The organism is Rhizobium giardinii bv. giardinii H152 (assembly GCF_000379605.1).
GTDB lineage: Bacteria > Pseudomonadota > Alphaproteobacteria > Rhizobiales > Rhizobiaceae > Pararhizobium > Pararhizobium giardinii.
On the sequence record NZ_KB902757.1, the window covers coordinates 145412 to 167289 of the forward strand.

19 protein-coding genes and 1 riboswitch are annotated in these 21878 nt (G+C 61.3%); of the genes, 11 read left to right on the forward strand and 8 right to left on the reverse strand.

The window, feature by feature from the left end; translation table 11 throughout:
• Positions 1 to 38: 38 nt before the first annotated feature.
• Positions 39 to 998 (forward strand): 4-hydroxybenzoate octaprenyltransferase, encoded by a 960-nt coding sequence (gene ubiA / locus A3AY_RS0133805; protein ID WP_018330094.1) that lies wholly within the window; start codon positions 39 to 41, stop codon positions 996 to 998.
• Between the two features lie 314 nt (positions 999 to 1312).
• Here ubiA and A3AY_RS0133815 read toward each other — a convergent pair whose 3' ends face one another.
• The gene (locus tag A3AY_RS0133815; RefSeq protein ID WP_018330096.1) at positions 1313 to 1879 is read right to left on the reverse strand and encodes a DUF6101 family protein; all 567 of its coding nucleotides are present in this window, start codon (positions 1877 to 1879) and stop codon (positions 1313 to 1315) included.
• Positions 1880 to 2227: 348 nt separating this feature from the next.
• Between A3AY_RS0133815 and A3AY_RS0133820 the strand changes: the two genes are divergently transcribed.
• A complete protein-coding gene (locus tag A3AY_RS0133820) occupies positions 2228 to 4534 on the forward strand; it encodes a DUF1217 domain-containing protein (RefSeq protein ID WP_026204108.1) in 2307 nt (768 codons plus the stop codon).
• 5 nt (positions 4535 to 4539) lie between these two features.
• Here the strand turns inward: A3AY_RS0133820 and A3AY_RS0133825 are convergent, their stop codons facing one another.
• A complete protein-coding gene (locus A3AY_RS0133825; protein WP_018330098.1) occupies positions 4540 to 5970 on the reverse strand; it encodes an FAD-binding oxidoreductase in 1431 nt (476 codons plus the stop codon).
• 41 nt (positions 5971 to 6011) lie between these two features.
• Complete coding sequence (locus A3AY_RS0133830; protein WP_018330099.1) at positions 6012 to 6998, reverse strand: L-threonylcarbamoyladenylate synthase; 987 nt, start codon at positions 6996 to 6998, stop codon at positions 6012 to 6014.
• 218 nt (positions 6999 to 7216) lie between these two features.
• Between A3AY_RS0133830 and A3AY_RS0133835 the strand changes: the two genes are divergently transcribed.
• Positions 7217 to 8278, forward strand: a complete 1062-nt coding sequence (locus A3AY_RS0133835) for a diguanylate cyclase domain-containing protein (RefSeq protein ID WP_018330100.1) — start codon at positions 7217 to 7219, stop codon at positions 8276 to 8278.
• 18 nt (positions 8279 to 8296) lie between these two features.
• Here the strand turns inward: A3AY_RS0133835 and A3AY_RS0133840 are convergent, their stop codons facing one another.
• Positions 8297 to 8896: a DUF6656 family protein gene (locus A3AY_RS0133840; RefSeq protein ID WP_018330101.1), complete on the reverse strand. Its 600-nt coding sequence runs from the start codon at positions 8894 to 8896 to the stop codon at positions 8297 to 8299.
• Positions 8897 to 9022: 126 nt separating this feature from the next.
• Here A3AY_RS0133840 and A3AY_RS39570 point away from each other — a divergent pair, with 126 nt between their 5' ends.
• The 3 genes from A3AY_RS39570 to A3AY_RS0133850 all read left to right on the forward strand — a co-directional run bounded on the left by A3AY_RS39570 (position 9023) and on the right by A3AY_RS0133850 (position 11900).
• Entirely contained in the window at positions 9023 to 9184 is a 162-nt protein-coding gene (locus A3AY_RS39570) for a hypothetical protein (RefSeq protein WP_154663371.1), read from the forward strand.
• Positions 9185 to 9250: 66 nt separating this feature from the next.
• A riboswitch (cobalamin riboswitch) is annotated at positions 9251 to 9448 on the forward strand.
• A 117-nt stretch (positions 9449 to 9565) separates the two neighbouring features.
• On the forward strand, positions 9566 to 10810 hold the full coding sequence (locus A3AY_RS0133845; protein WP_018330102.1) for an aromatic ring-hydroxylating oxygenase subunit alpha: 1245 nt from the start codon (positions 9566 to 9568) through the stop codon (positions 10808 to 10810).
• 1 nt (position 10811) lies between these two features.
• Positions 10812 to 11900: an FAD-binding oxidoreductase gene (locus A3AY_RS0133850; protein WP_018330103.1), complete on the forward strand. Its 1089-nt coding sequence runs from the start codon at positions 10812 to 10814 to the stop codon at positions 11898 to 11900.
• A 176-nt stretch (positions 11901 to 12076) separates the two neighbouring features.
• Here the strand turns inward: A3AY_RS0133850 and A3AY_RS40000 are convergent, their stop codons facing one another.
• Entirely contained in the window at positions 12077 to 12241 is a 165-nt protein-coding gene (locus A3AY_RS40000; protein WP_018330104.1) for a hypothetical protein, read from the reverse strand.
• Positions 12242 to 12713: 472 nt separating this feature from the next.
• On the opposite strand from A3AY_RS40000, the gene A3AY_RS0133860 reads away from it, so the two are divergent.
• Entirely contained in the window at positions 12714 to 13019 is a 306-nt protein-coding gene (locus tag A3AY_RS0133860; RefSeq protein WP_018330105.1) for a DUF982 domain-containing protein, read from the forward strand.
• Between the two features lie 198 nt (positions 13020 to 13217).
• Here A3AY_RS0133860 and A3AY_RS0133865 read toward each other — a convergent pair whose 3' ends face one another.
• Both A3AY_RS0133865 and A3AY_RS0133870 read right to left on the reverse strand, forming a co-directional pair.
• On the reverse strand, positions 13218 to 14888 hold the full coding sequence (locus A3AY_RS0133865) for a calcium-binding protein (protein ID WP_018330106.1): 1671 nt from the start codon (positions 14886 to 14888) through the stop codon (positions 13218 to 13220).
• A 135-nt stretch (positions 14889 to 15023) separates the two neighbouring features.
• The gene (locus tag A3AY_RS0133870) at positions 15024 to 16001 is read right to left on the reverse strand and encodes a glycoside hydrolase family 25 protein (RefSeq protein ID WP_026204109.1); all 978 of its coding nucleotides are present in this window, start codon (positions 15999 to 16001) and stop codon (positions 15024 to 15026) included.
• Positions 16002 to 16276: 275 nt separating this feature from the next.
• On the opposite strand from A3AY_RS0133870, the gene A3AY_RS0133875 reads away from it, so the two are divergent.
• Positions 16277 to 16756: a BA14K family protein gene (locus A3AY_RS0133875; protein ID WP_026204110.1), complete on the forward strand. Its 480-nt coding sequence runs from the start codon at positions 16277 to 16279 to the stop codon at positions 16754 to 16756.
• Between the two features lie 61 nt (positions 16757 to 16817).
• Here the strand turns inward: A3AY_RS0133875 and A3AY_RS0133880 are convergent, their stop codons facing one another.
• A complete protein-coding gene (locus A3AY_RS0133880) occupies positions 16818 to 17810 on the reverse strand; it encodes a transporter (RefSeq protein WP_018330109.1) in 993 nt (330 codons plus the stop codon).
• A gap of 206 nt (positions 17811 to 18016) precedes the next feature.
• Here A3AY_RS0133880 and A3AY_RS0133885 point away from each other — a divergent pair, with 206 nt between their 5' ends.
• From A3AY_RS0133885 to A3AY_RS0133895, 3 genes are all read left to right on the forward strand, one after another.
• Positions 18017 to 19798, forward strand: coding sequence for an acyl-CoA dehydrogenase family protein (locus tag A3AY_RS0133885; RefSeq protein WP_018330110.1), 1782 nt, complete (start codon positions 18017 to 18019; stop codon positions 19796 to 19798).
• 39 nt (positions 19799 to 19837) lie between these two features.
• A complete protein-coding gene (locus tag A3AY_RS0133890) occupies positions 19838 to 20590 on the forward strand; it encodes a crotonase/enoyl-CoA hydratase family protein (RefSeq protein WP_018330111.1) in 753 nt (250 codons plus the stop codon).
• A gap of 112 nt (positions 20591 to 20702) precedes the next feature.
• Complete coding sequence (locus A3AY_RS0133895; RefSeq protein WP_018330112.1) at positions 20703 to 21785, forward strand: extracellular catalytic domain type 1 short-chain-length polyhydroxyalkanoate depolymerase; 1083 nt, start codon at positions 20703 to 20705, stop codon at positions 21783 to 21785.
• The last annotated feature ends 93 nt before the right edge of the window (positions 21786 to 21878 follow it).

A 21878-nucleotide genomic window follows, 5' to 3' on the forward strand; every position in this document is an offset into this window, starting at 1 on the left:
CGCTTGACCGCGGGCGCCTTGCGCGGCAAACACATGGCATGAGCACCAGTCCAGCCGATTCCGGGCGTGTCTACGACGCCCCGTCCAACAATTGGGTCTACCGCGTCCTGCCGCGGACGCTTTGGCCCTATGCGCAGCTTGCCCGCTGGGACCGGCCGATCGGCTGGCAATTGCTGATGTGGCCGTGTTTCTGGTCGGCGGGACTGGCGGCAAACGCGGCGGCTTCTGCCGGGACGTTCTCCTTCGGCCGGTTCGCCTTTCACCTGTTGCTGTTCTTCATCGGGGCCGTCGCAATGCGCGGGGCCGGCTGCACCTATAATGACATCGTCGACCACGACATCGACATGGAAGTGGCGCGCACCCGGTCGCGGCCATTGCCCTCGGGCCGTGTCACGCGGCTGCAGGCGAAGGTCTTCATGGTCCTGCAGGCGCTTGCCGGTCTTCTCGTGCTCCTGCAGTTCAACGGTTTTTCAATCTTTCTCGGCGTCTTCTCGCTCGTCTTCGTCGCGGTTTATCCCTTTGCCAAGCGCTTTACCGACTGGCCGCAATTTTTCCTCGGCCTTGCCTTTTCCTGGGGCGCGCTGATGGGGTGGTCGGCGGAATTCGGCGGGGTAGGGATGGCCGCGATCGTCCTCTATCTGGGCGCGATCGCCTGGACGGTTGGTTACGACACCATCTATGCCTATCAGGACAAGGAAGACGACGAACTGATCGGTGTGCGTTCAACGGCGCGGCGCTTCGGCGAGCATCCGCGCCCCTGGCTGTTCGGTCTTTACGGCCTGACGGTCCTGCTGCTGTGTGTCTCGTTCGCGACCGCCGGCGCCGGCCTCCTGGCCTTTGTCGGCCTTCTGGTTGCCACCGTCATGCTGTTCTACCAGATCCTGGTGCTCGACATTCATGACGCAGCACAATGCCTTGCCCTGTTCAAGTTCAACGGTGTCGTCGGGTTGATCGTCTTTGGCGGATTGTTGGCGGCGCTTTTGGTGCGGCTGATATAAAAAGGCCCTCCGGAATACCGGAGGGCAAGGGTCCACCGCAGCAAACGAATTTCAGGCCCAGCTTGGTTCCGTGTCGCGGCTGTTCTTCTTCTTGGCCAGGCGGGCGGAAAAGGCGGCGATAGCCGCAAGGATGAATTTGCGCATGGGATTGTCTCCTTCTGGTGCCGGCAATGTGCAGGCTGCATATGGCTTCAAGAAGGCATCCGCCGGGTTTTTAGAATCATCTCTAACGGGCTGAAAACAAATGCAAAAAACCGGCCGCAGGGACAGCCGGTCTTTCGCGCTGGAGGAACGTGCGGATATTGTGTCGAAAATCAGTTGCGGGCGATAATTTCCCGGCCGTCGATCTTCATGTTGACCCCGAGGCTGCGGCTTGAGCGGCGCATCAGGAAGCGTGGGCGGCGATCGTTGAAAAGCGAATGGCGACGGCGCGGCTTGATCTCTCGGGTGCGAACTTCGCCGAGATGCTCTTCCAGCGGCCGGGCAACGCCATCGGCCTCCACCATCAGCATCGGGGTGCGGTAGGCTTCCGACCACGCACGCCAATCGGCGGCGATATCGGAGAGGTCATGGGCGACGAGAAGCGGAATGCAGAGATCCGGGTCGTCATGATGCAGTTCCAGCGTCACGGTTACTTCTCCGTCTCCATGGTCTATCGCGCGGGCCGCAACGCCCTTGAAGGCGCGCGCCGGCAGCGCGATCGAGAGTGGCAGTCCGCTCGAGGGCAGGACCTTGCGCAACACCGCTCCGCGCTCATCCAGACTGATGGTGACATTGCTCGACTGTCCATGCAAGCTGTAGCTTGCCTGCTGAGGGAAGCGTTTCGGGTCCAGTCGCAGCGTGGTTTCAACCCAAGCCGGTTGGGAAAGTGTCTTCAGCATTTCAATCGCCCTTGTTTTCCTTGAGAGCCGGTTTCCGGTCTTCTCGTCGGGACTTTTCGTCCTCTATGGCTGGAGCATAGGCGGCGGCCGTTTGAGACCGCTTAAAAATCGCAGTTAAAAAACTTTGCATTTCCTGATGGTTAGCAAAGACCAATGCGGCAGGGTTTCCCAAATCTGAAGAAAATCGGCAGCATTTTGCCGATCCGCCGGCAGAGCGGGCAGGCCCCCTGGAAAAGCCACGCGCAAGGCTGAAAGGCGATGGTGCCGCAGATTATGGCCGCACCTCGCGGCATTGCGTCCGTCCGGACAGCATTCCGTCAGGCAATTCAGGCGATCGGCAGAACGGCAATGGTTTCCACCTATATCGACTACAATCTCATCACCCGCGATATGAAGACGAGCCTTCGTCGCACCGCCGAGCAGACGCTGGTTGCCCGCGAAACCGAGTACTACAAGGAGAATATCGGCAAGGTCACGTCGATCGACGAGTTCCTCGACGATTTCCGGCTCTATTCCTATGCCATGAAGGCGCACGGTCTCGAAGACATGACCTATGCCAAAGCCTTCATGCGCAAGGTTCTGGAAAGCGATCTCACCGACGACAGCAGTTACGCCAACATGCTGACAGACGAACGCTACCGCAATTTTGCGTTGGCCTTCAGCTTTTCGCAATCCACGGAGGTGGTCCAAAGTGATGCACAGGAGGATGCGCTTATCGGCCTCTACAGCCAGAGCATCGCCAACCTCGATGACGCAGTTACGGACGACACGAACTATTTTAACGCAGCCATCGACAGGGTTACGACCGTCGATCAACTCTGGCAGGACGAGAAGCTTAAGGACTACGTCCTGACCGCGCTCGGCTTCGACCCGGACTATATGTCCTATGCGCATTTCAAAGGGGTGGTGACGAGCGACGTCAGCGACGCGGGCAGCTACGTGAACACGGAAGCGGCGGCCTACAAGCAGGGATACCAGGACAAGATCGACGCCGTCAAAGCCAGCGCGTCCGCCGCGGATCTGGCCGACAGCACCAGTGCGGCAAGCAAGCTGATCGCGCAGTACCAGTCGGCGATCAACAATGCCCCGGACTATACGCCGCTTGCCGCCGCGTTCAATTTTCAGGATGACGGAACGCTGGCTGCGGGCGATCTGCCGATGACCGCCACCCAGAAGGCATCGGTCAACGAAGCCTATGCCTTCGCGCAGCCGCGGCTTTCCTCCGCCGCTGCCCGGCTCAACCAGGAATATTATGAATCGACGATCGGGAGCATCACCTCGGTCGGCGATATTCTGAGCGATAGCCGGTTGTTCGCCTATATCCGCATAGCCTACGGCCTGCCGTCGAGCCTGCTGACGTCGACGATGGAGAATATCCTGACCAGCGATCTCAGCGATTCAACGAGCTATGCCAACACGCAGGGTGGTGAAAACAACGCCGCCTACAAGGAACTCGCCGCAGCGTTCAACTTCCAGACGGACGGGACGCTCGCATCAGGAGACACGGCGCAAACGACGACGCAAATTACAAAAACGTCCGCTTACTGGATGACACGCTACAACGACGCCGAAGAAGCCGCCGACGAGAGCCTGATTGCCTCCTTCAAAACCCTGATCGGTGTGGTGACGGATGTCGATGACCTGCTTGCCGACACCAAGATCATGAAGCTGGCGCTGACAGCGGTCGGGCTTCAGAATGAAGGCGATACGACGCGCAAGCTGAAGAAGGTGCTGACCAGCGACCTCACCGATCCGAAAAGCTATGTCTATACGTTGAAAGACGAACGTTACGTCGAACTCGCCAAGGCGTTCAATATCGACACGGATGGGTCGCTCGGCGTCCCGATGCTGGCGCAGTCGGAATCCGAAATCCTCAACACCGCCAAGTCCTATGTCGTCGAGAAGAGCCGCTTCGGCACGGAGGAAGACAAGACCAAGGCAACGGAGGAATCAAAATACTACAGCGCCGAGATCGAAAAGATCGAATCGCTGGACGATCTGCTTGCGGACCGGCGCCTGGTTGATTTCATTCTGGTCGCAGCCGGTCTCGATCCCGAGGAGTACACCACGGACTATGTCCGGCAGATGTTCAAATCCGATCTCGACGATGCCAAGAGCTTCATCAACACCGAGCCGGACACGACGATCTTCAAGCAGATTGTCACCTCTTACAATTTCGACAGCGACGGCAACCTGGCAAAACCGATGGAGGGGATACAGACCAAGCGTGGCCTGCTGGAGACCGAGGATCTCTACCTCAATCAGACGCTGGAAGAACAGCAAGGCGAGGAGAATGCCGGCGTGCGCCTTGCGCTCTACTTCCGCCGCATGGCATCCGGCGTCAATACGGCTTACGACCTCTTGGCCGACAGCGCGCTGCTGCAGGTCATCCAGACAACCTTCAGCATTCCGGAAGAAATGTCGAGCGCCGATGTGGACGTGCAGCATGACTATATCAACCGGGTCCTCGATATCGAGGACCTGCACGATCCGGAAAAACTGGACAAGTTGCTCGTGCGCTTCACCGCGCTTTATGACGTCGAGAACAATATCGATGTCTCGGCCGCCGAATTGATCATGTCGGGAAGCGGCCGCAACGGCATCAGCGCCGATACGCTCCTCAGCCTCACCCAACTGCGCACCGGCGGCGCTTGATGTCGTCAGGCTTTCAGCACCTTGTCCGGGTTCATGATCCCGGCCGGGTCGAAAGCTTGCTTGATGCGCTGCATCAGATCGATTTCTATTCGTGAGCGCACCTCGGCCAGTTCGTCGCGCTTCAGTTGGCCGATGCCGTGCTCGGCCGAGATCGAGCCGTTGTATTTCATGACGATGCCATGCACGATCGCGTTCACTTCGCGCCAGCGGGAAAGGAAGGCTTGCCTGTCTGCACCGATCGGCTGGGAGATGTTGTAATGGATATTGCCATCGCCCATGTGGCCGAAGGCGCAGATGCGGGCGCCGGGAATGGCCGCCATTACCGCAGCATCGGCCTGCGCCATGAAGGCCGGAATGCTCGATACCGGTACCGAGACATCATGCTTGATCGAGCCGCCCTCCGGCCTCTGCGCCGGCGACATGCTTTCGCGCATATGCCAGAGGCTTTTGCGCTGGGCGTCGTTGGCAGCCACTACGGCATTTTCGACGAGTCCGCCTGAAATCTCCGTCTCCAGCAGTTCGCTCATCATGTGTTCGGCGGTCTCTGCCGAATCGGAAGTGGAAATGTCGATCAGCGCATACCAGGCATGCGCGGTGTCCAGCGGGTCGCGAACGCCCGGAATGTGCTTCGCGGTGAACTCGACGCCGAGCCGCGGCATCAGTTCGAAGCCGGTCAGGGCGGGACCGCAAAGGCTCGACGCCTTGTCGAAGAGGGCAAGCGCATCGGCAACGCTTTTCAGCCCGGCGAAGGCGACCTGATGGCCGAGCGGCTTGGGAAAGAGCTTCAGCACCGCGCCGGTGATGACGCCGAGCGTGCCCTCGGCGCCGATGAACAGGTCGCGTAGGTCATAGCCGGTATTGTCCTTCTTCAGCCGCCGCAGCCCGTCCCAGATTTCGCCGGTCGGCAACACGACTTCGAGCCCGAGGCACAATTGCCGCATGTTGCCATAGGCGAGAACAGCGGTGCCGCCGGCATTGGTCGAGAGATTGCCGCCAATTCGGCATGAGCCTTCCGAGCCGAGCGACAGCGGGAACAGGCGGTCATGCGCCTCTGCCGCGATCTGGATATCGGCAAGGATGCAGCCGGCGTCGGCGACGATCACGTTGCCAACCGGGTCGATGTCGCGGATGCGGTTCAGTCGTTCCAGTGAAAGAACGATATCGGCAGCGCCGGTGCGCGGGATCTGACCCGCGACATGGCCGGTATTACCTCCCTGCGGGACGATCGCCGCACCGGTTTCGCTCGCGAGCTTGAGGATCTGCGATACTTCGTCGACGCTGCCGGGCTTCAGCACCAGCGGCGTGTTGCCCGTGTAGAGACCGCGGGATTCGACGAGATAGGGGGCGATCGCCGCCTGATCGGTCAGCGCGTTGCGGTCGCCGACGATGGCGGCAAAGCGAGCGATGAGGTCGGGGGAGGGAATGGTGTTCGTCATAAGGTCGATACCTTGCTGGTGGCCGCGTCACCGGCGAAGATTCATGCTTCCGCGCCATCTCTGGGGGCTGCTGCGCGTTCGATCCGGTCGATGATCGCTTCGCCCAGTCCCTCATTCGGAATGGGGCCGAAGGCGATCGTCGCGGCGCCGAAGGCGTCGGCCTTCTTCATATAGGCGAACAGATTGGCGGCTGCTTCTCGCAGGTTGGACGAGGGACTGAGATCGAGAACGAAAGCGGCGTTTTCCTCGCCCGGCAGTGTTTTGCCGCCGAACCGGATCAGTACCTCGCCAGGCCTGACATCCGCCGCGTTCAGCCGCACTGCCGCCGCGGGTGCATAATGGGAAGCGAGCATGCCCGGCGCCTCGATCGCGGCACCTGCGGTTTGCGGCCGCAGAACGGGCCTTCCGGTCAGCTTCTCGATATCGGCGACATCAAGTCCGCCCGGCCGCAGCAGCCGGATTTCGTCGCCGTCGACCTTGATGATCGTCGATTCAAGGCCGATTTCGGCTGGCCCGGCATCAAGAATGAGCGCCAGCTTGCCGCCGAGATCGGCGGCGACGTGTTCGGCGCTGGTGGGGCTGATCTTGCCGGAGGTGTTGGCGCTCGGCGCCGCCAGCGGTTTGCCATAGCGTTCGATCACCGACCGCGAAAAACCTTCCGGTATGCGGATACCGAGTGTGTCGAGACCGGCACAGGCAAGCGGATGAATGTCGCTCTGCGGCCTCATCGGCAGGACCAGCGTCAACGGTCCCGGCCAGAAGGCTTGCGCAAGCTTGAGCGAGATCGGATCGAAGTCGACATAATGTCGGGCCATGTCTAAGTCGGCGACATGGCAGATCAGCGGGTTGAAGCGCGGGCGGCCCTTCATTTCGTAGATGCGGCTGATGGCATCCGGGTTCGTCGCGTCGGCCGCCAGGCCATAGACCGTCTCCGTCGGGATCGCGACCGGGAGGCCCTGGGCCAGCGTTTCGCAAGCCGCCGCCAATGCACGTTCCGGTTCGGTCCTTGTGTCGATGATGAGGGTCATGCTGCTTCCAAAAGATCGGGGCCGACCGAAGGGGCAGGCCTTGCGGTCTCTATTACAGGGCCGGGCGCGACATTGCCAAGTGCATTCGGCGGGCCGCTCTGACTGTGCCTGATCGCTGCAGCCCAGGTTCAAGATTTCTTAAAATGCGACAGCTTCCATTAGCGGAGCCGAAAGTTGGACATGTTAGCCATTGTTTTCTACATCCTGCCGGAGCGCAAATGGCCAATAAGAAATCCATGCCGAACGATCTTGCCCTGCGCATCGCCACTGCCATGCAGCAGATGGGCATCGACGCTGTTCCGAGAAACTACGAACTTGTCTACGAGGCCTATGCCGGCGCTAATCCCGAACTGGTGCGGGACTTCATCGCGCTTGGCAAGTACAAGTCGCAGGCCGCCCTCGACGAACTCGGCCGCAAATATCTGCCGCATCACCATGAAGCGGGCGTTCTGGCGCGTTCGACGACGATCGTGCGCGATGAAATGAGCAACTTCATGAATTTGCTCTCGCGCGAAAAGAACTCGCTAGACGATTATGGCCGGTTGATCGGCGAGGCCTCGAAGGCGCTCGTCGTATCGGATGAGGCAAGCCAGGCGGCGTTGAAGAACTCGATCCAGGCCTTGAAGCGGGCAACCGAGCGGCAGGTCTCGCACAATGCCGAGTTGGAGCAAAGCGTCACCGAGCAGTCCAAGGTCATTGCCGGCGTTCAGAAGGAGCTTGCCGATTTCGAGGCGACGAAATTCTCGGATGCCGTGACGGGCCTCGCCAACCGCCGCGCGTTCAACAAGGCGCTGGCCAGGGTCTATGCCGATCCCGATCTGCCGCTTGCCTGCGGCGTTGCGATCGCCGAGCCGGACACCAGCCAGCGGCTTTCCGCTGAACAGGTCGCAGCAATCGCCGATCATCTCGCCCGCCATATCGGCGGCGTCGTTCAACAGGCCTTTCCACCAAGCGAGCTCGTCGCGCGGTTCGACGGCGTCCGCTTCGGCTTCCTGATCAATGCGGGCGAGGAGCGAGAGGTCGTGCGCCTGATGGCGCTCCTGCGATCGGCGCTGCGCGGCGTCCATTTCAAACATCCGAAAACCGGCCGCACCCTCGGCAGTGTCACGCTCTCGGTCGGCGTATCGATGTCGCACAGTGCCGGCAATGCGTTCGATCTTGTCGGGACGGCAGAAAAGGCGCTGGCCAAGGCGCAGGCCAAGGGTGGCGACTATACCGTCGTTCACGGCGCGGAGGACGAGCAGCCGGCGGGGCGGGATTGGCTGATCTACAAGCGGTAGCCGGCTGCACCGCGCCGATCAGAGGCTGGTGATGATTTTGCGGAGCTGTTCGTTGCGGGCGCCGAGCAGCAGCACATTCTTCAAGGCCTCTTTTGGGTCGACGGTGCGAAACAAGAGGCCGTTTTCACGGACCGTGCGGTTGAGCGTCAGCTTGCCGTCTTCGGTATCCGGGGCGGTCGCAACCGCAAAATACATCCGCGCATAACCCAGCCTGATCTTCTCGAAGAAATGCTCGTCGTCGCCGATGTCGGAGACGAAGTTGGCGATATAGAACGACCATCGGACATCGTCGAACTTGGCGAGCTTCGTCCGCGCCGTGGTCACGTGGCAATAGCCGAGATGCGGCCGGCCCGAAAGCGTACGGTGGAAAATTAGTTTCGGGAAGCGGATGGAGGCGTGGAAGCCATTGATCCGTTCATGCGTCTTTGCTCCGGCGGCCTCAAGTTTGCGGCCGGTGCGGGCCGCCACTTCCTGGTGCGTCAGATAGCGTTTTTCCTCGGCGCTCCATTGCTGCCGGTTGATACGTCCGGTGCGCAGGAACTCGGTATGAACCGCAGCCTTCGGCGATGGAGCCGGCTTGTTGACGGCGGCAGCGTCGAAATATCTCAGGTTTGACATCGGCCTGCACCAGGATTGCGCCGGCGTGCCAGGATGCGCCGGGTCGGAAACGCCTATGAGGAGAAGCTACATTGCGACGGTTAATGCAGCCTTTCCAAGCCTTACCCGCGTGCCATGGTGCGAAGCTTGCGCATCGATCGGGCCATCGCGCCGCTTAATGTCGCAAAGAGACAGTCTTTGCACAAAATCTGGCGGCGTGTGGCGGAAAACGCGCCATCTGCCGAAAAAATAGCAAAGACCATTGTTTCTGCTGATAAAATAGCCGTTCCAGATCGTCTGGAAACCTAACTGTGTGGTGTCGTCATTCTGGAACCGGATGTCGCTAATCGGCGGCTGTCCGGCCGTGTCGCTTGGTTAGATGAAGACACTCAAGGTGCCGCCTTTATAGGGAGGGCGGAGAATTGGGAAGCCGGTCGAAATCCGGCGCTGCCCCCGCAACGGTGGTGGAGCGAAACCTCGGCAAAAGGCCACTGGAGAGATTCGGGAAGGCGCCGCGATGGTCCGAAAGGACAGCTCCTGAGCCCGGAAACCAGCCTTGAAGCGAAATTGATGTCTTGGTTGCGGCGGGCAGCCGGAAGGCGAACCAGTGTATCCACGCGCACTCCCGGCGCGGTGGTGGTTCCTTTCCTGTCCGCTCAACCGAAAAGTGGCGAGCACAAGGAAACGAACATGGATCTCCGCAGCGAAGTCCTCCGCAAACTCAAGACCCGCCGTGACGGGCATAGCCTGGAGCAGGCCTTCTATACCGATCCCGATCTCTACAAGCTCGACATGGAGCAGATCTGGTACAAGGACTGGCTGTTCATCGGCCATGACTGCGAAATTCCGAAGGCAGGCAACTATTTCACCGTCCAGGTCGGCGATTATCCCGTCGTCATCGTCCGTGATCGCCAGGGCGCCGTCCGGGCGCTCCACAATTCCTGCCGCCACCGCGGCTCGCGCGTCTGCGCCGGCCAGAAAGGGTCCTCGGCCAAGCTGGTCTGTCCCTATCACCAGTGGACCTACGAGCTCGACGGCAAGCTGCTCTTCGCCCGCCAGATGGGGGAGGATTTCGACAAGGCGCAGCACAGCCTCAAGGCCATCTATTGCGAAACCATCGGCGGTTATATCTTCATCTGCCTCGCCGACGAGCCGATGGATTTCCAGCCGATGCGCGACATGGTGTCGTCCTATGTCACGCCGCACAATCTGAAGGACACCAAGGTCGCCTACGAAAGCACGATCATCGAGAAGGGCAACTGGAAGCTCGTCTGGGAAAACAACCGCGAGTGCTACCACTGCGCCGCCAACCATCCCGAACTCTGCCGCACCTATCCGGAAGCCCCGACCGCGACCGGCGTTCAGGGCGCCAAGGACGATCCGATCATCGCTGCCCACTGGGCGAAATGCGAAGCCGAAGGCTTGCCGAGCGAGTTCAGGATGTCGCCGACCGGCCAGTTCCGCGTCGCCCGCATGCCGCTGATCCAGGACGCCGAGAGCTACACCATGTCCGGCAAGCCCGCAGTCAAGCGCCAGCTCTCCGACGATGTCAGCCAGAGCCATATCGGCACGCTGCTGCTGTTCCACTATCCGAGCACCTGGAACCACGTCCTGGCCGACCACGCCATCACCTTCCGCGTGCTGCCGCTCGGCCCCGAACTGACCCAGGTCACCACCAAGTGGCTGGTGCATAAGGATGCCGTCGAAGGTGTCGACTATACCCTCGAGGAACTGACGCATGTCTGGACCGAGACCAACGACCAGGATCGCCAGATCGTCGAGGAAAACGCCTTCGGCATCCGCTCGCCCGCCTATCAGCCCGGCCCCTATTCACCGGAGCATGAAGGCGGCGTGATGCAATTCGTCGAATGGTACGTCAATTTCATGCAGGATCGCCTGCATGGAGCCTCCACCCCTCTGGTCCGGGTTGCCTGACATGACGATTGCCTCATCCTTCCGGCACTTCGACGAATTACAGCCGTTCAACGACCGGCAGCATCTTCTGGAATGCATCTCCGTCACGACCGAAGCCCCGGATGTGATGACCTTCGGCTTCAAGGCCGACAAGGACAGCTGGTTCCGCTACCTGCCGGGCCAGTTCGTCACGCTCGAGCTGCCGGTCAAGCCGGACGATCCGGTGATGCGCACCTATACGCTGTCCTCAACGCCGTCGCGGCCCTTCTCGGTGGCCGTGACTGTCAAGGCGCAGGCATCGAGCATCGGCACGCGCTGGATGTTCGAGAACCTGAAGCCCGGCATGAAGCTGAAAGCCTTCGGCCCGCTCGGCGATTTCTCCTTCGTCCGCCACCCGGGCGCAAAATACCTGTTCATCTCCGCTGGTTCCGGCATCACGCCGATGATGTCGATGACCCGCTGGATGGCCGATTGCGCGCCGCAGACGGATGTCACCTTCCTCTCCTGCGCCCGCCAGCCGGATGACCTGCTGTTCCGCGACGAACTCGAGAACATCTCCCGCAACATGCCGAACCTCAATCTCGGCTTCATCGTCGAAACCCACGCGCCGCGCCATGGCTGGCACGGCCTGCGCGGCCGTATCGAGACCTCGAAACTCGCTCTGCTGGCGCCGGATTTCCGTGAGCGGACCGTCTTCTGTTGCGGGCCGGAGCCGTTCATGCGCGGCGTCAAGTCGATGCTTGAAAGCGTCGGCTTCGACATGAACCGCTATCACGAGGAAAGCTTCCAGCCGGCCGCACCGCCTGCTCCGGAGGCATTGGCGATCAGTTCCGGGGCCGATGGTGACGCGGTCTCGACCATCACCTTCACCATGGCTGGCAAGGAAGCCAGGTGCCTGCCGGGACAGACCATCCTGCAGACCGCGCGCGCTGCCGGTGTGCGCATCGGCGCTGCCTGCGAAGGCGGCCTTTGTGGTACCTGCCGCGTCATGAAGGTCTCAGGCGAGGTGGACATGCAGCACAATGGCGGCATCCTCGACGACGAGATCGATGAGGGCTACATCCTCGCCTGTTGTTCTCGTCCGCTTGGGGACGTGCAGATCGAGGCGTGAGCGCCCAGGCTCTGCCGCCCTTCACTTGCCAGCAGGTGAAAGGCGGCATTTATCCGAAGGCAGCCGGACTGGCGCTAAGCAGGTTCCGGAAAAGTGTCCAACAGTTTTCCGGACAGAACCTGCGTTAAAACAAACACCTAAGCAGACGAAACGTTGGCCTTCCAACGAAAGTCTGCTTAGTAGGACATGCGGACGCCGCCGGGGTTCGAAGCGCTGAAATCAGGCTGAGGATAGGCGCCCTGCCATTGGCTGTAGGTCGTATTGCCGGCGCCGGTACTTGCACATCCCGAAAGGGCCAGTAGTGCGACCGCGGCGACCGCTATCAGAGATTTAGCACGCATTATTTTCTCCAATCTGCCAGCTTGCCCGCGCTCACGAGGGTATGCTGCGATTCTCTCTCAAATCATCGTCAATAGCAAGCCGGATCGCCTTGCGGTTGAAGGCTCATGCACCGGGGATTCGATTTGCATCATTGACAATATTCGATAATTTCCGGCCCTTTCAGGCAAGCCAATCGGCACGGCGATTGTCTGGGGAGCAATGTTTCCCCTCTCTCCTCCGGACAGTGCGGTAACGCACGGAAGACCCTTTGTCGGAAAACGTTACTTGTTGGATGCGGCTAATTTAGTACAATTAAATACGCAAGAGATAAGCATCTTGCGCCGATTTCAGAACGTATGCCTTTGGCCCCTTCCGACCTTGGAGGGGGCCTTTAATCGAGTGGCCGAAGCGCCTCTTGAACGCGCGAATTCGCGGCCAATATTATCCTCCGATACCCGCGAAGAGGTAGTCAGAAAAAGGAGGAAAAAAGAGATGACTATTCGCGATGTTCCGTGGACCCATCCCCTGAAAGTGACCCTGCGCTCCGGTTTGGAACGCACCTTCGGCAGCGTCTACGAAGCCCTTGATTTCCTGGAGCACGAGTGGCCGCTGAAGCGAGGCGCGCGCTATGAGCGTGCCGTCTCCTCCTGCCGGCGGGCCCTGAACCGGATGACCCCGGCGGCGGTGGCGCGCGAGGCCTTCATTGCCGCCTGCCTTGAGGCCGGTCTGCCGGCGGTCATGGCAGCACCGCTTCCCCATGGCCGTTCAGCTCAGCGCGGCGCTTCGGCTGTCGTGTAGCGTCACATGTCCGGGCGGTGGAAACGGCCACCGCCCGGCTCTTCGCAAAAGGCGCGGCAGACAGGACACCGAACGCTGCGCTGCCGGCAAGCGGCTAAGCAGGTTTCGGAAAAGTGTTCCACGGTTTTCCGATCAAAACCTGCGAAAAAACAAGGAAAGCTAAGCAGATGAATCGTTGGCTTGCCAACGAAAGTCTGCTTAGAACAGAAAATCGGTCACATCCAGTGCCGACAGCTTCACGTCCTTCAGCAAGATGCTGTCGCCGTTTAGCCCATCGATCCGCACATCGTCGCCGACCTGTCGCATATGGTTTCTTGCAAGATCCGCGTAGCTGGTGACGCTCGCCAGTTCGGTCAGATCGAGCACGTCGTGGGCCGTGCCGGTGGCGGCAAAATCGGTCACGGTGTCCTTGCCGTCGCCGGTATTGAAGATGAACTGGTCGGCACCAGTTCCGCCGGTCAGGATGTCTGTGCCGGCGTGGCCCCAGATCATATCCTTGCCGGCCATGCCGTCGATGCTGTTGTTGCCGCCGTTGCCGTGAAGCAGGTTGGCCAGCAAATTGCCGGTGGCCGTGATGTTGCCCGTGCCGTTCAGCGTCAGTTTCTCGAAAGAGCTGCCGAGCGTGAAGGACACTGTCGTCTTGACAAGATCCCTGCCGCCGCCGGCGGATTCGGACAGTTTGATCGCGGCGTCGCTGATCAGGTAAACATCATTGCCGGTGCCACCATAGACGGTGCCGTTCACTTTGCCGCCCGTGCCGTCGAAATAGTCGTTGCCGCCGCCGAGCTTGATCGCACCGGTGACGGTGCCGCTGTTGAACACGGACTGGGCGCCATTGCCGCCGAGAAAGGCCAGCGACTTCGCCGATATCAGCCCGGTGTTGTCCAGGCTGGATTTGGATGCGCCGGAAAAATCGACCGCTGCAGCCGATGTCTCCGTGCCAGTAATCTTTCCGTGATTGGTGAGCGTGCCGTCCGTTCCCGTCAGCTTCACGCCGCCGCCGGCAGTGATGGTCTTGTTGTTGGTGATGGTCGCCTCGTCCGCCGAAACGGCGATGGCATAGGCCGAGGTTTTGATCAGCCCGTCATTGGTAACGATACCGTCGTCGCCGGTCAGAACGATCCCGGCCTTGCCGGCGCTAACCGTGCCACTGTTGGTTATCGTCGCGTTGTCACCCTTGGCGGCGATCGCATAGCCGGCCGTCGACCTCGTCTCGCCGTCGTTGGTGATGATGGCGGCTGCACCGGAGGAAACGATGGCGGTCCCCTGGGCGACCACAGTGCCGTGATTGGTGAGCATCGCCGCCTGGCCGCTCGAAACGAGGCCATAGGAGGTGTCGGAGCGCAATTCACCGTTGTTGGTGAAGAGTGCGCTTGCACCGGAAAGGTTTACCGCCACGGTTTCGGCGCGTGTGGCGCCGTGATTGATGACGACGGCGTTGCTGCCGGAAACGGCTATTCCGATGCCTGCCGATGAGGTGATGAGGCCCGTATTGACGAGTTGCGTCGCCTCGCCCGCGGCCGTGATCGCCGTGAGCCGCGCCTCGATGGTGCCGGCATTGCTCAGTTCCAGGCCGCCGCTATCGATCGTAAGGGCGTAGTCGCCTCCCGAAACCGTGCCGGTGCTGCTGACGACGAACTGGCTCTGGCTGTCGGCGACGGTGGTCGTACCGAACCGGAAGACATCGCTCGTCGCAGAGATGACGGTGCCGTTGATATAGAAATAACGGTCGGTCGCCGTACCGGTCGCAACGATGGCGGTCGCAGGCGTCGACAGGGTCACGCCCTCGTCGACGATCAATTCGCTGTCTGCATCAAGCACCGAAACCGGCGTCGAGCTGTCGTCACTGATCACAATCTTGGTCGTCATCTGCTCGTCATGTGCAGGGTCAGCTTTCGTTTGAGCCGTCATACGGCCAAAGGGTAACGGGGTTTACGTGTGAAAGCGCCTTTCAACGATGACGGTCAATGCATTGCTACCAAACGTTGTCGCTCGGCGCTGCTTTTACCTCAAAGCCAGTGCGCTGGAAACCCTGCCGATTGATCCTGTTACCGTGAGGTCGACGCCGATATTCGCGCCGGCGGAGACGCTTGCCTTGCCGGTGGCGATCAGCAGTGGCTTGTCGAGCGGCTTTGCCGGCAGCAGGTCGCCTTTCGCCCAAACGGCCTTGAGCGCCTTTGCGTTCATCCCGGCCACATTGACGTCGATGTCGGGCAGCGTTCCTGCGACACGGTAGGGGCAGCGTCGCTTTCCGCAATTCGTCGCCGAGGAGAACTGCCACAGCGCGTAGCTGTCCCAGTTTCCCATCGGAAAGACGTTGCGAATGCCCGGCTTGTAGCGGGCATACCAGAGCGGCAGGCGAGACAGGATCGGGAAACGATCCCGGTTGGTGGCGATGTATTTGGCCGTCACGTGATTGGTGTAGAGCATCGGGTAGCGACCGGTGCGGGTCTTGATGTGGCCGGCAAAAACAGCGGCATCCTCCAGGGACATGTATTTTTCCGGATCGAGGCCTTCGATGTCGAGCACCATCAGTTCGTCGTCCCGGGGCTCGGCATAATCGAGGAAATGATTGGCCTGGTCGACCGGATTGCCGGGACGGGCGAGGTGGTAGGCGCCCCAGAGCAGGCCGTTCGCGCGGGCAATGAGGCGCCGCGTCTGGTAGAGCTCGCGGCTGACCGCATATTTCCGCCACATCGTCTTGCAGTGGGCAACGGTATCGCCGCCATGATCTCCCGTGCAGGCGAAACTTTCCGGCAGCCCGTCCGACGCCTTGGAGATGAAGCCGGCGATCCGCTTGTCCTTCAGCATCTCCTCCCAGTCGATGATGTTCATCTCGTAGGCGTCGATGACGAGGGCATTGTCCCTGGACTTCCAGGGCGTGATGTCGCGTGCGTTAACGCCGCCCGGCCACAGCGCGACGCCGAGGATAGCGGCGAGGCGGAAAAACATGCCCAAGCTGATCGACCGGCGCTTTTCCATCACAAGAGGGTGCTGAAACAGGGTTAACCGAGGGTTAACAGCTTGAGCCTTGCAGGCGATTTTCGCCTCGATTCCCTTCGGTTACGCCCGTCGCAGGTCGCTGACGCGGCCAAAACCCCTGTGGTGGGCCGAGATGAGGGAAGGCACGGAGCCTCACACGTTCATCGCGAATGCTGCAGACGTGCTTATCTCTGGTGGTTGACGGAACAAAAAGAACCGCGAACCGTTCTCAGGGCAAGACGATGTTGTCGGATGATAATAGAACGGAGAAACCCATGGGTGTTTCGAGATTAAAAATGGCGTCTCTGGGCCTCTCGGCTGTGATGCTGGCGACGTCTTTCACGCCATCAATGGCTTTCCCCCAGATTCCCACACCGGTAAAGGTGGAGCAAGCAGCCGACGTCGAGACGGTCCAGTATTATCGACGGCGCGACTACGACGAGCGCTGGCGGGATCGTGACGGATATCGCCGGGAGTATCGCCGGGATTATCGCCGGGACAATTACTCCTATTACCGCGGTCATCGTGGCTATCGCTACTACCGCCCGGGCTATCGCGAATATAACGGGTACTGGTTCCCGCTCGCGGCTTTTGCTACCGGCGCGCTCATCGGTGGAGCCATCGCACAGCCGCCTGTGGGCTATGGCGGCAGCCATGTCGAATGGTGCGCAAACCGCTATCGCAGCTACCGCGCCTACGACAATACCTACCAGCCGTATAGCGGTCCGCGCCGGCAGTGCGTTTCGCCGTATTGATGGTTTACTTCACGCGCACCAAACTGGCCGGAGATGTTGTCTCCGGCTTTTTTGGTGCCTTTCAAAGTATTCCGATCCGCCTGAGAATCGTCCAGGCAAGGCCCATCGAGAAGAGAATGAACAATCCGGCGAGAAGCGTGCCGTGCACGCCATCGGCAAAGGGCAGGCTGCTGGTGTTCATGCCGAAGAAACCGGTGACCAGCGTCGGCGGCAGCAGGAACGCCGTCATCAGCGACAGGATGTAGAGATGGCGGTTGGTTTCCGAGGACAGCTTGCTGTCGATTTCCTCATGCAGCAGCCGGGCGCTTTCCTGCAGGGCAAAGACATCGCGATCGACCGATTCCAGTCGGTCTGAAAGGCGCTCCGCCACGTCGATGAAGCCGGGCGGCACTTCATCCTCCTCCGAGGTTCCGGCGCGCCGCAACAAGGCCAACAGCGTGCGCAGGTGCCGGTGCAGGCGCACGGCCGTCCGCCGCAGCGGAGCGAGTCGCGGCTGGTGGTTGTGGCCCGCCTCGCCGTAGACGTCGTCCTCGATGACGTTGAGGTCTTCGGTCAACTCCAGCACCAGGCTGATCAGCGTGCGCTGGAACTCGACCACCATCATTTCGAACAGGTCGATGGGTCGGGCGCAGCGCGCGTTCTTCTCGACGGCGACCTTGACCCGGTCGATGCTGCGCAGCGGATGCAGGCGCGTGGTGATGATGATCTTGTCGGTGACGGCGAAATGCAGCCAGCCGATGGTCTTTGTCTCGGCGTCGAAGCTGCGCTCGAAATCGACCAGCGTGCCATAGATCATGTCGTCGGCGACGGTGACGGCCGCCTGCGTGTCATGGCTGGTCAGCGTCGAAAGCGCACTCGGCGGCAGGCTGGTGATGCGTTCGATCAGGGCAGGGGTACGGGCGTCGCTGAGCGCCAGATGCAGCCACACCCATCCGTCGCCTTCCATCAGCGCGTCGATGGAGGAATCGGTGGCAATTCGCAGGCAGCGGCTTTCGCCGGGCAAAAAGCGGTAGGCCCAGACGAGGCCTGGGATTTCCGAGGAGATGAGATTCATGCGGGCGTAATCCCGGGAGGAGGCCAGACTACGCTTTAGTCGGGTTCCATGACAGTTTTGTTACAGGCATCCATCATCGGCACGCATGGCGCTGTACGATGGAATATTGACGTTTACGTAAAAATCAATAATTTCTCGATCCGACGAACATGCCCTTGCTGGACTGCTGGACGGCAATGTTGTCATGTGACTGCGGAGGAGACGATATGTACAAGGCACCGGTGGACGAAGTTCTGTTCACGCTCAAGCACGTGGCCGGCCTCGCCGAGGACCTGGCCGAGGGCGTTTTTGGCGATCTGGACGAGGATCTCGTCGACGCCATCCTTGGGGAGGCCGGCCGCTTCGCCAATGAAGAAGTGGCGCCGCTTGCCGACATCGGCGACAAGCAGGGCTCCAAGCTGGTCGATGGCAAGGTCCGGACGCCGGACGGCTGGCGCGATCTCTATCGCAACTGGGCCGCGGGCGGCTGGAACAGCCTGACCGCACCGGAGGAATTCGGCGGCCAGGGCCTGCCGCATATGCTGCACATCGCGGCGATGGAATTCTGGAATGCCGGCTCCATGGCTTTCGCCCTTGCGCCGATGCTGACCATGGGCGCGGTCGACGCGCTGGAAAAGCACGGCTCCGACACGCTGAAATCGGTGTTTCTCGCCAGGATGATTTCCGGCGAATGGACGGGAACGATGAATCTGACCGAGCCGCACGCCGGCTCCGACCTCGGCGTCTTGAAGACCCGTGCCGAGCGCCGCGACGACGGCACCTACCGCATTTTCGGCCAGAAGATCTTCATCACCTGGGGCGAACACGAGATGACCGACAACATCGTTCATCTGGTGCTTGCCCGTCTTGCCGGAGCGCCGGAAGGCACTCGTGGCATCTCGCTGTTCCTCGTACCGAAATACCTCGTCAACGAAGACGGGTCGCTCGGCGCCCGCAACGACCTGTTCTGCCATTCGCTCGAACACAAGCTCGGCATCCATGCCTCGCCGACCTGCACCATGGTCTATGGCGACGGCAAGTTCGGCGACGAAAAAGGCGCCGTCGGCTATCTCGTCGGCGAGGAGAACAAGGGCCTCAACTGCATGTTCACGATGATGAACAACGCCCGCCTTGCCGTAGGCACACAAGGGGTGGCGATGGCCGACGCGGCGACGCAACACGCACTGAACTATGCGCGCGAACGCACGCAGGGCAAGGCGCCGGGCTGGCAGGGAACCGGCATGAGCCCGATCGTCGAGCATCCGGACATCGCCCGCACGCTGCTGACCATGAAGGCGCTGACGAAGGGCGCGCGTGCCATCGCCTTTGCCTGCGCCCGCGCCGTTGACCGGGCGCATGTCTCGCAGGGCGAGACGGCACGCTACTGGCTGGAACGCTCAAGCCTTTTGACGCCGATCGCCAAGTCCTTCGGCACCGATGTCGGCGTCGATGTCGCCTCGATGGGTATCCAGATCCATGGCGGCATGGGTTTCATCGAGGAGACGGGTGCCGCGCGCTATCTCCGCGACGCCCGCATCGCGCCGATTTACGAGGGCACCAACGGCATTCAGGCGATCGATCTCGTCACCCGCAAGCTGCCATTGTCTGACGGCGGCCATGTCCGCGGTTTCATCGCCGAATTGAAGGCCATTGCCGAAGACGTGGGCGCATCCAACCTCGCGGATTTCGGCGAAACGGGCCGCCGCCTTAACGATGCGATCGGCGAGCTTGAAGCGGCGACCGAGTGGCTGCTTGCCCGTCTGGCCGAAGGCAAATCCGCCGACGCGCTTGCTGGCGCGACCGCCTACCAGCGCCTCTTCGGCCTGACGCTGACCGGTGTCTACCTTGCCAAGGGCGGGCTGGCGGAGGCGGGCGATGGCGGCCGCGACGCCCGCATCGCGCTCTGCCGCTTTGCCGCCGAGAACCTGTTGTCCGAAACGGCGGCGCTCAAAAACAGCATCATCAACGGCGCGGCAAGCCTTGCCGCCGCCCGCATCGCACTTGTCTGAACAACCGGGCCTGCCCCCTTGGTCCTGAAGGAGACTGCCATGACCGACGACGTTCTGATCGAGCGGCCGCAAGACTATCCTGGCGTTCAGGTCATACGGTTCAACCGACCGGCCAAGAAGAATGCCATTACCAGGGCGATGTACGCCAAGATGGCCAATGCGCTTACCGTCGCCGGCACCGATGACGCCGTCCGCGTCACCGTTTTTCTCGGGACCGAAGGCTGTTTTTCGGCCGGCAACGACATGGCCGATTTCATGGCCTTTGCCGTGGGCGGAACCATGGGGCAGGAGGTGCTCGACTTCCTGCGCGCGCTGGCCGGTGCTGCCAAGCCCGTCGTTTCCGGTGTCGACGGCCTGGCGATCGGCATCGGTACGACGATCCACCTCCACTGCGATCTGACGATCGCCTCGGCGCGCTCGGTCTTCAAGACGCCGTTCGTCGATCTGGCGCTGGTGCCGGAAGCCGCCTCCAGCCTGATCGTACCGCGCATCGCCGGCCACCAGCGCGCCTTTGCGCTGCTCGCCGCGGGCCAACCCTTCACGGCGGAGGAAGCGCAGGAAGCCGGGTTGATCTGGAGGATTGCCGGCGCTGACGCGATCGAGGAGGAGGTGCTGGCACTCGCCGCGAACCTCGCCAGGAAGCCGCCGGAAGCCCTGCGCATCGCTCGCCGGTTGATCCGTGGCGACCGGTCCGACGTGCTTGCACGCATCGAGGAGGAGGCCGAACACTTCGCCGCACAACTGAAGAGTGCAGAAGCGCGCGCTGCCTTCGAGGCTTTCATGCGCCGCTGAGGACTTTGTACGTATCATGCCTTGCCGGAGGGCGGGATGAGACCCATATTGCAGTCTGTTGCGTGGAGGAATTTCGGCACTGGGGGCAGCCGGCAAAGTCAAGGATTCGTCCATGCGGTCTCGTTTCAAGCTTTCCCTCTCCGATATGCTGAGACAGCACCGGCGGTGGGAAAGGACTCTCGCCAAGGCCGTCAAGATCACCCGCAAGGCTGTTGTTTCTGCCACCTCTGCCCCGGCATCGGTGCCGGCAACCGCAAAGCCGAAAGCGGTCCACAGGCTGGAGGAGGTCAAGGCATTCGGCAGCAATCCCGGCCATCTGCGCATGCTGCGTTATGTGCCCCGGGGACTGCAGAAGAAATCGCCGCTCGTCGTCGTCCTGCATGGTTGCCATCAGACGGCGGAAGCCTATGACCAGGGCAGTGGCTGGTCGACGCTGGCGCGCGAGCGCGGCTTTGCCGTCGTCTATGCCGAGCAGAAACGCTCGAACAACGCCAATCTCTGTTTCAACTGGTTCCGCCCGAGCAATGTGGCGCGCGACCGCGGCGAGGTGATGTCGATCCTCCAGATGGTCGCCAAGATGGCGGCGACGCACGGTATCGACCGCAAGCGGGTGTTCATCACCGGCCTTTCGGCTGGCGGTGCAATGACCGCGGCCATGCTGGCCGCTTATCCAGACGTGTTTCGTGCCGGCGGCATCATCGCCGGTCTGCCCTATGGCGCTGCCCGCGACGTGCAGCGCGCGCTCGCTGCCATGAAGAACGCGCCGCAGCGGACACCGCAGGAATGGGGCGACCTTGTGCGTGCCGCATCCTCGGTGAAGCGGGATTTCCCCACGGTTTCCATCTGGCACGGGACGCGGGACCACACGGTCTCGCTCTCCAATGCCGAGGCGCTGCTCCAGCAATGGCTTGACGTCCATGGGCTCGAGCGCGATGCCTTCACGCAGAGTGCGGTCGACGGTCATATCCGCCGCGTCTGGAAGAATGCGTCCGGCAAGATGGCCGTCGAGTTGTACCTGATCGAGGGGATGGGGCATGGAACGCCGTTGAAGCCGAGACCTGCCTCGCGGGTGCGGGCGGATACACCGGGTCCCTTCATGCTCAATGCCGGCATTTCCTCTTCGATGCATCTCGCGACCGCCTGGGGGCTGAAAAAACCGGCCCTGCTTTCGGCTTTGAGACAGGCCGCCGAATAGGCGGGAAGTCCGATAAAATCCCCGCATATCAGCCAATGAATTTTTAACGCTGCCTTAAGTACGCCGGGCTATGGTCCGGCCATCACGGGCATC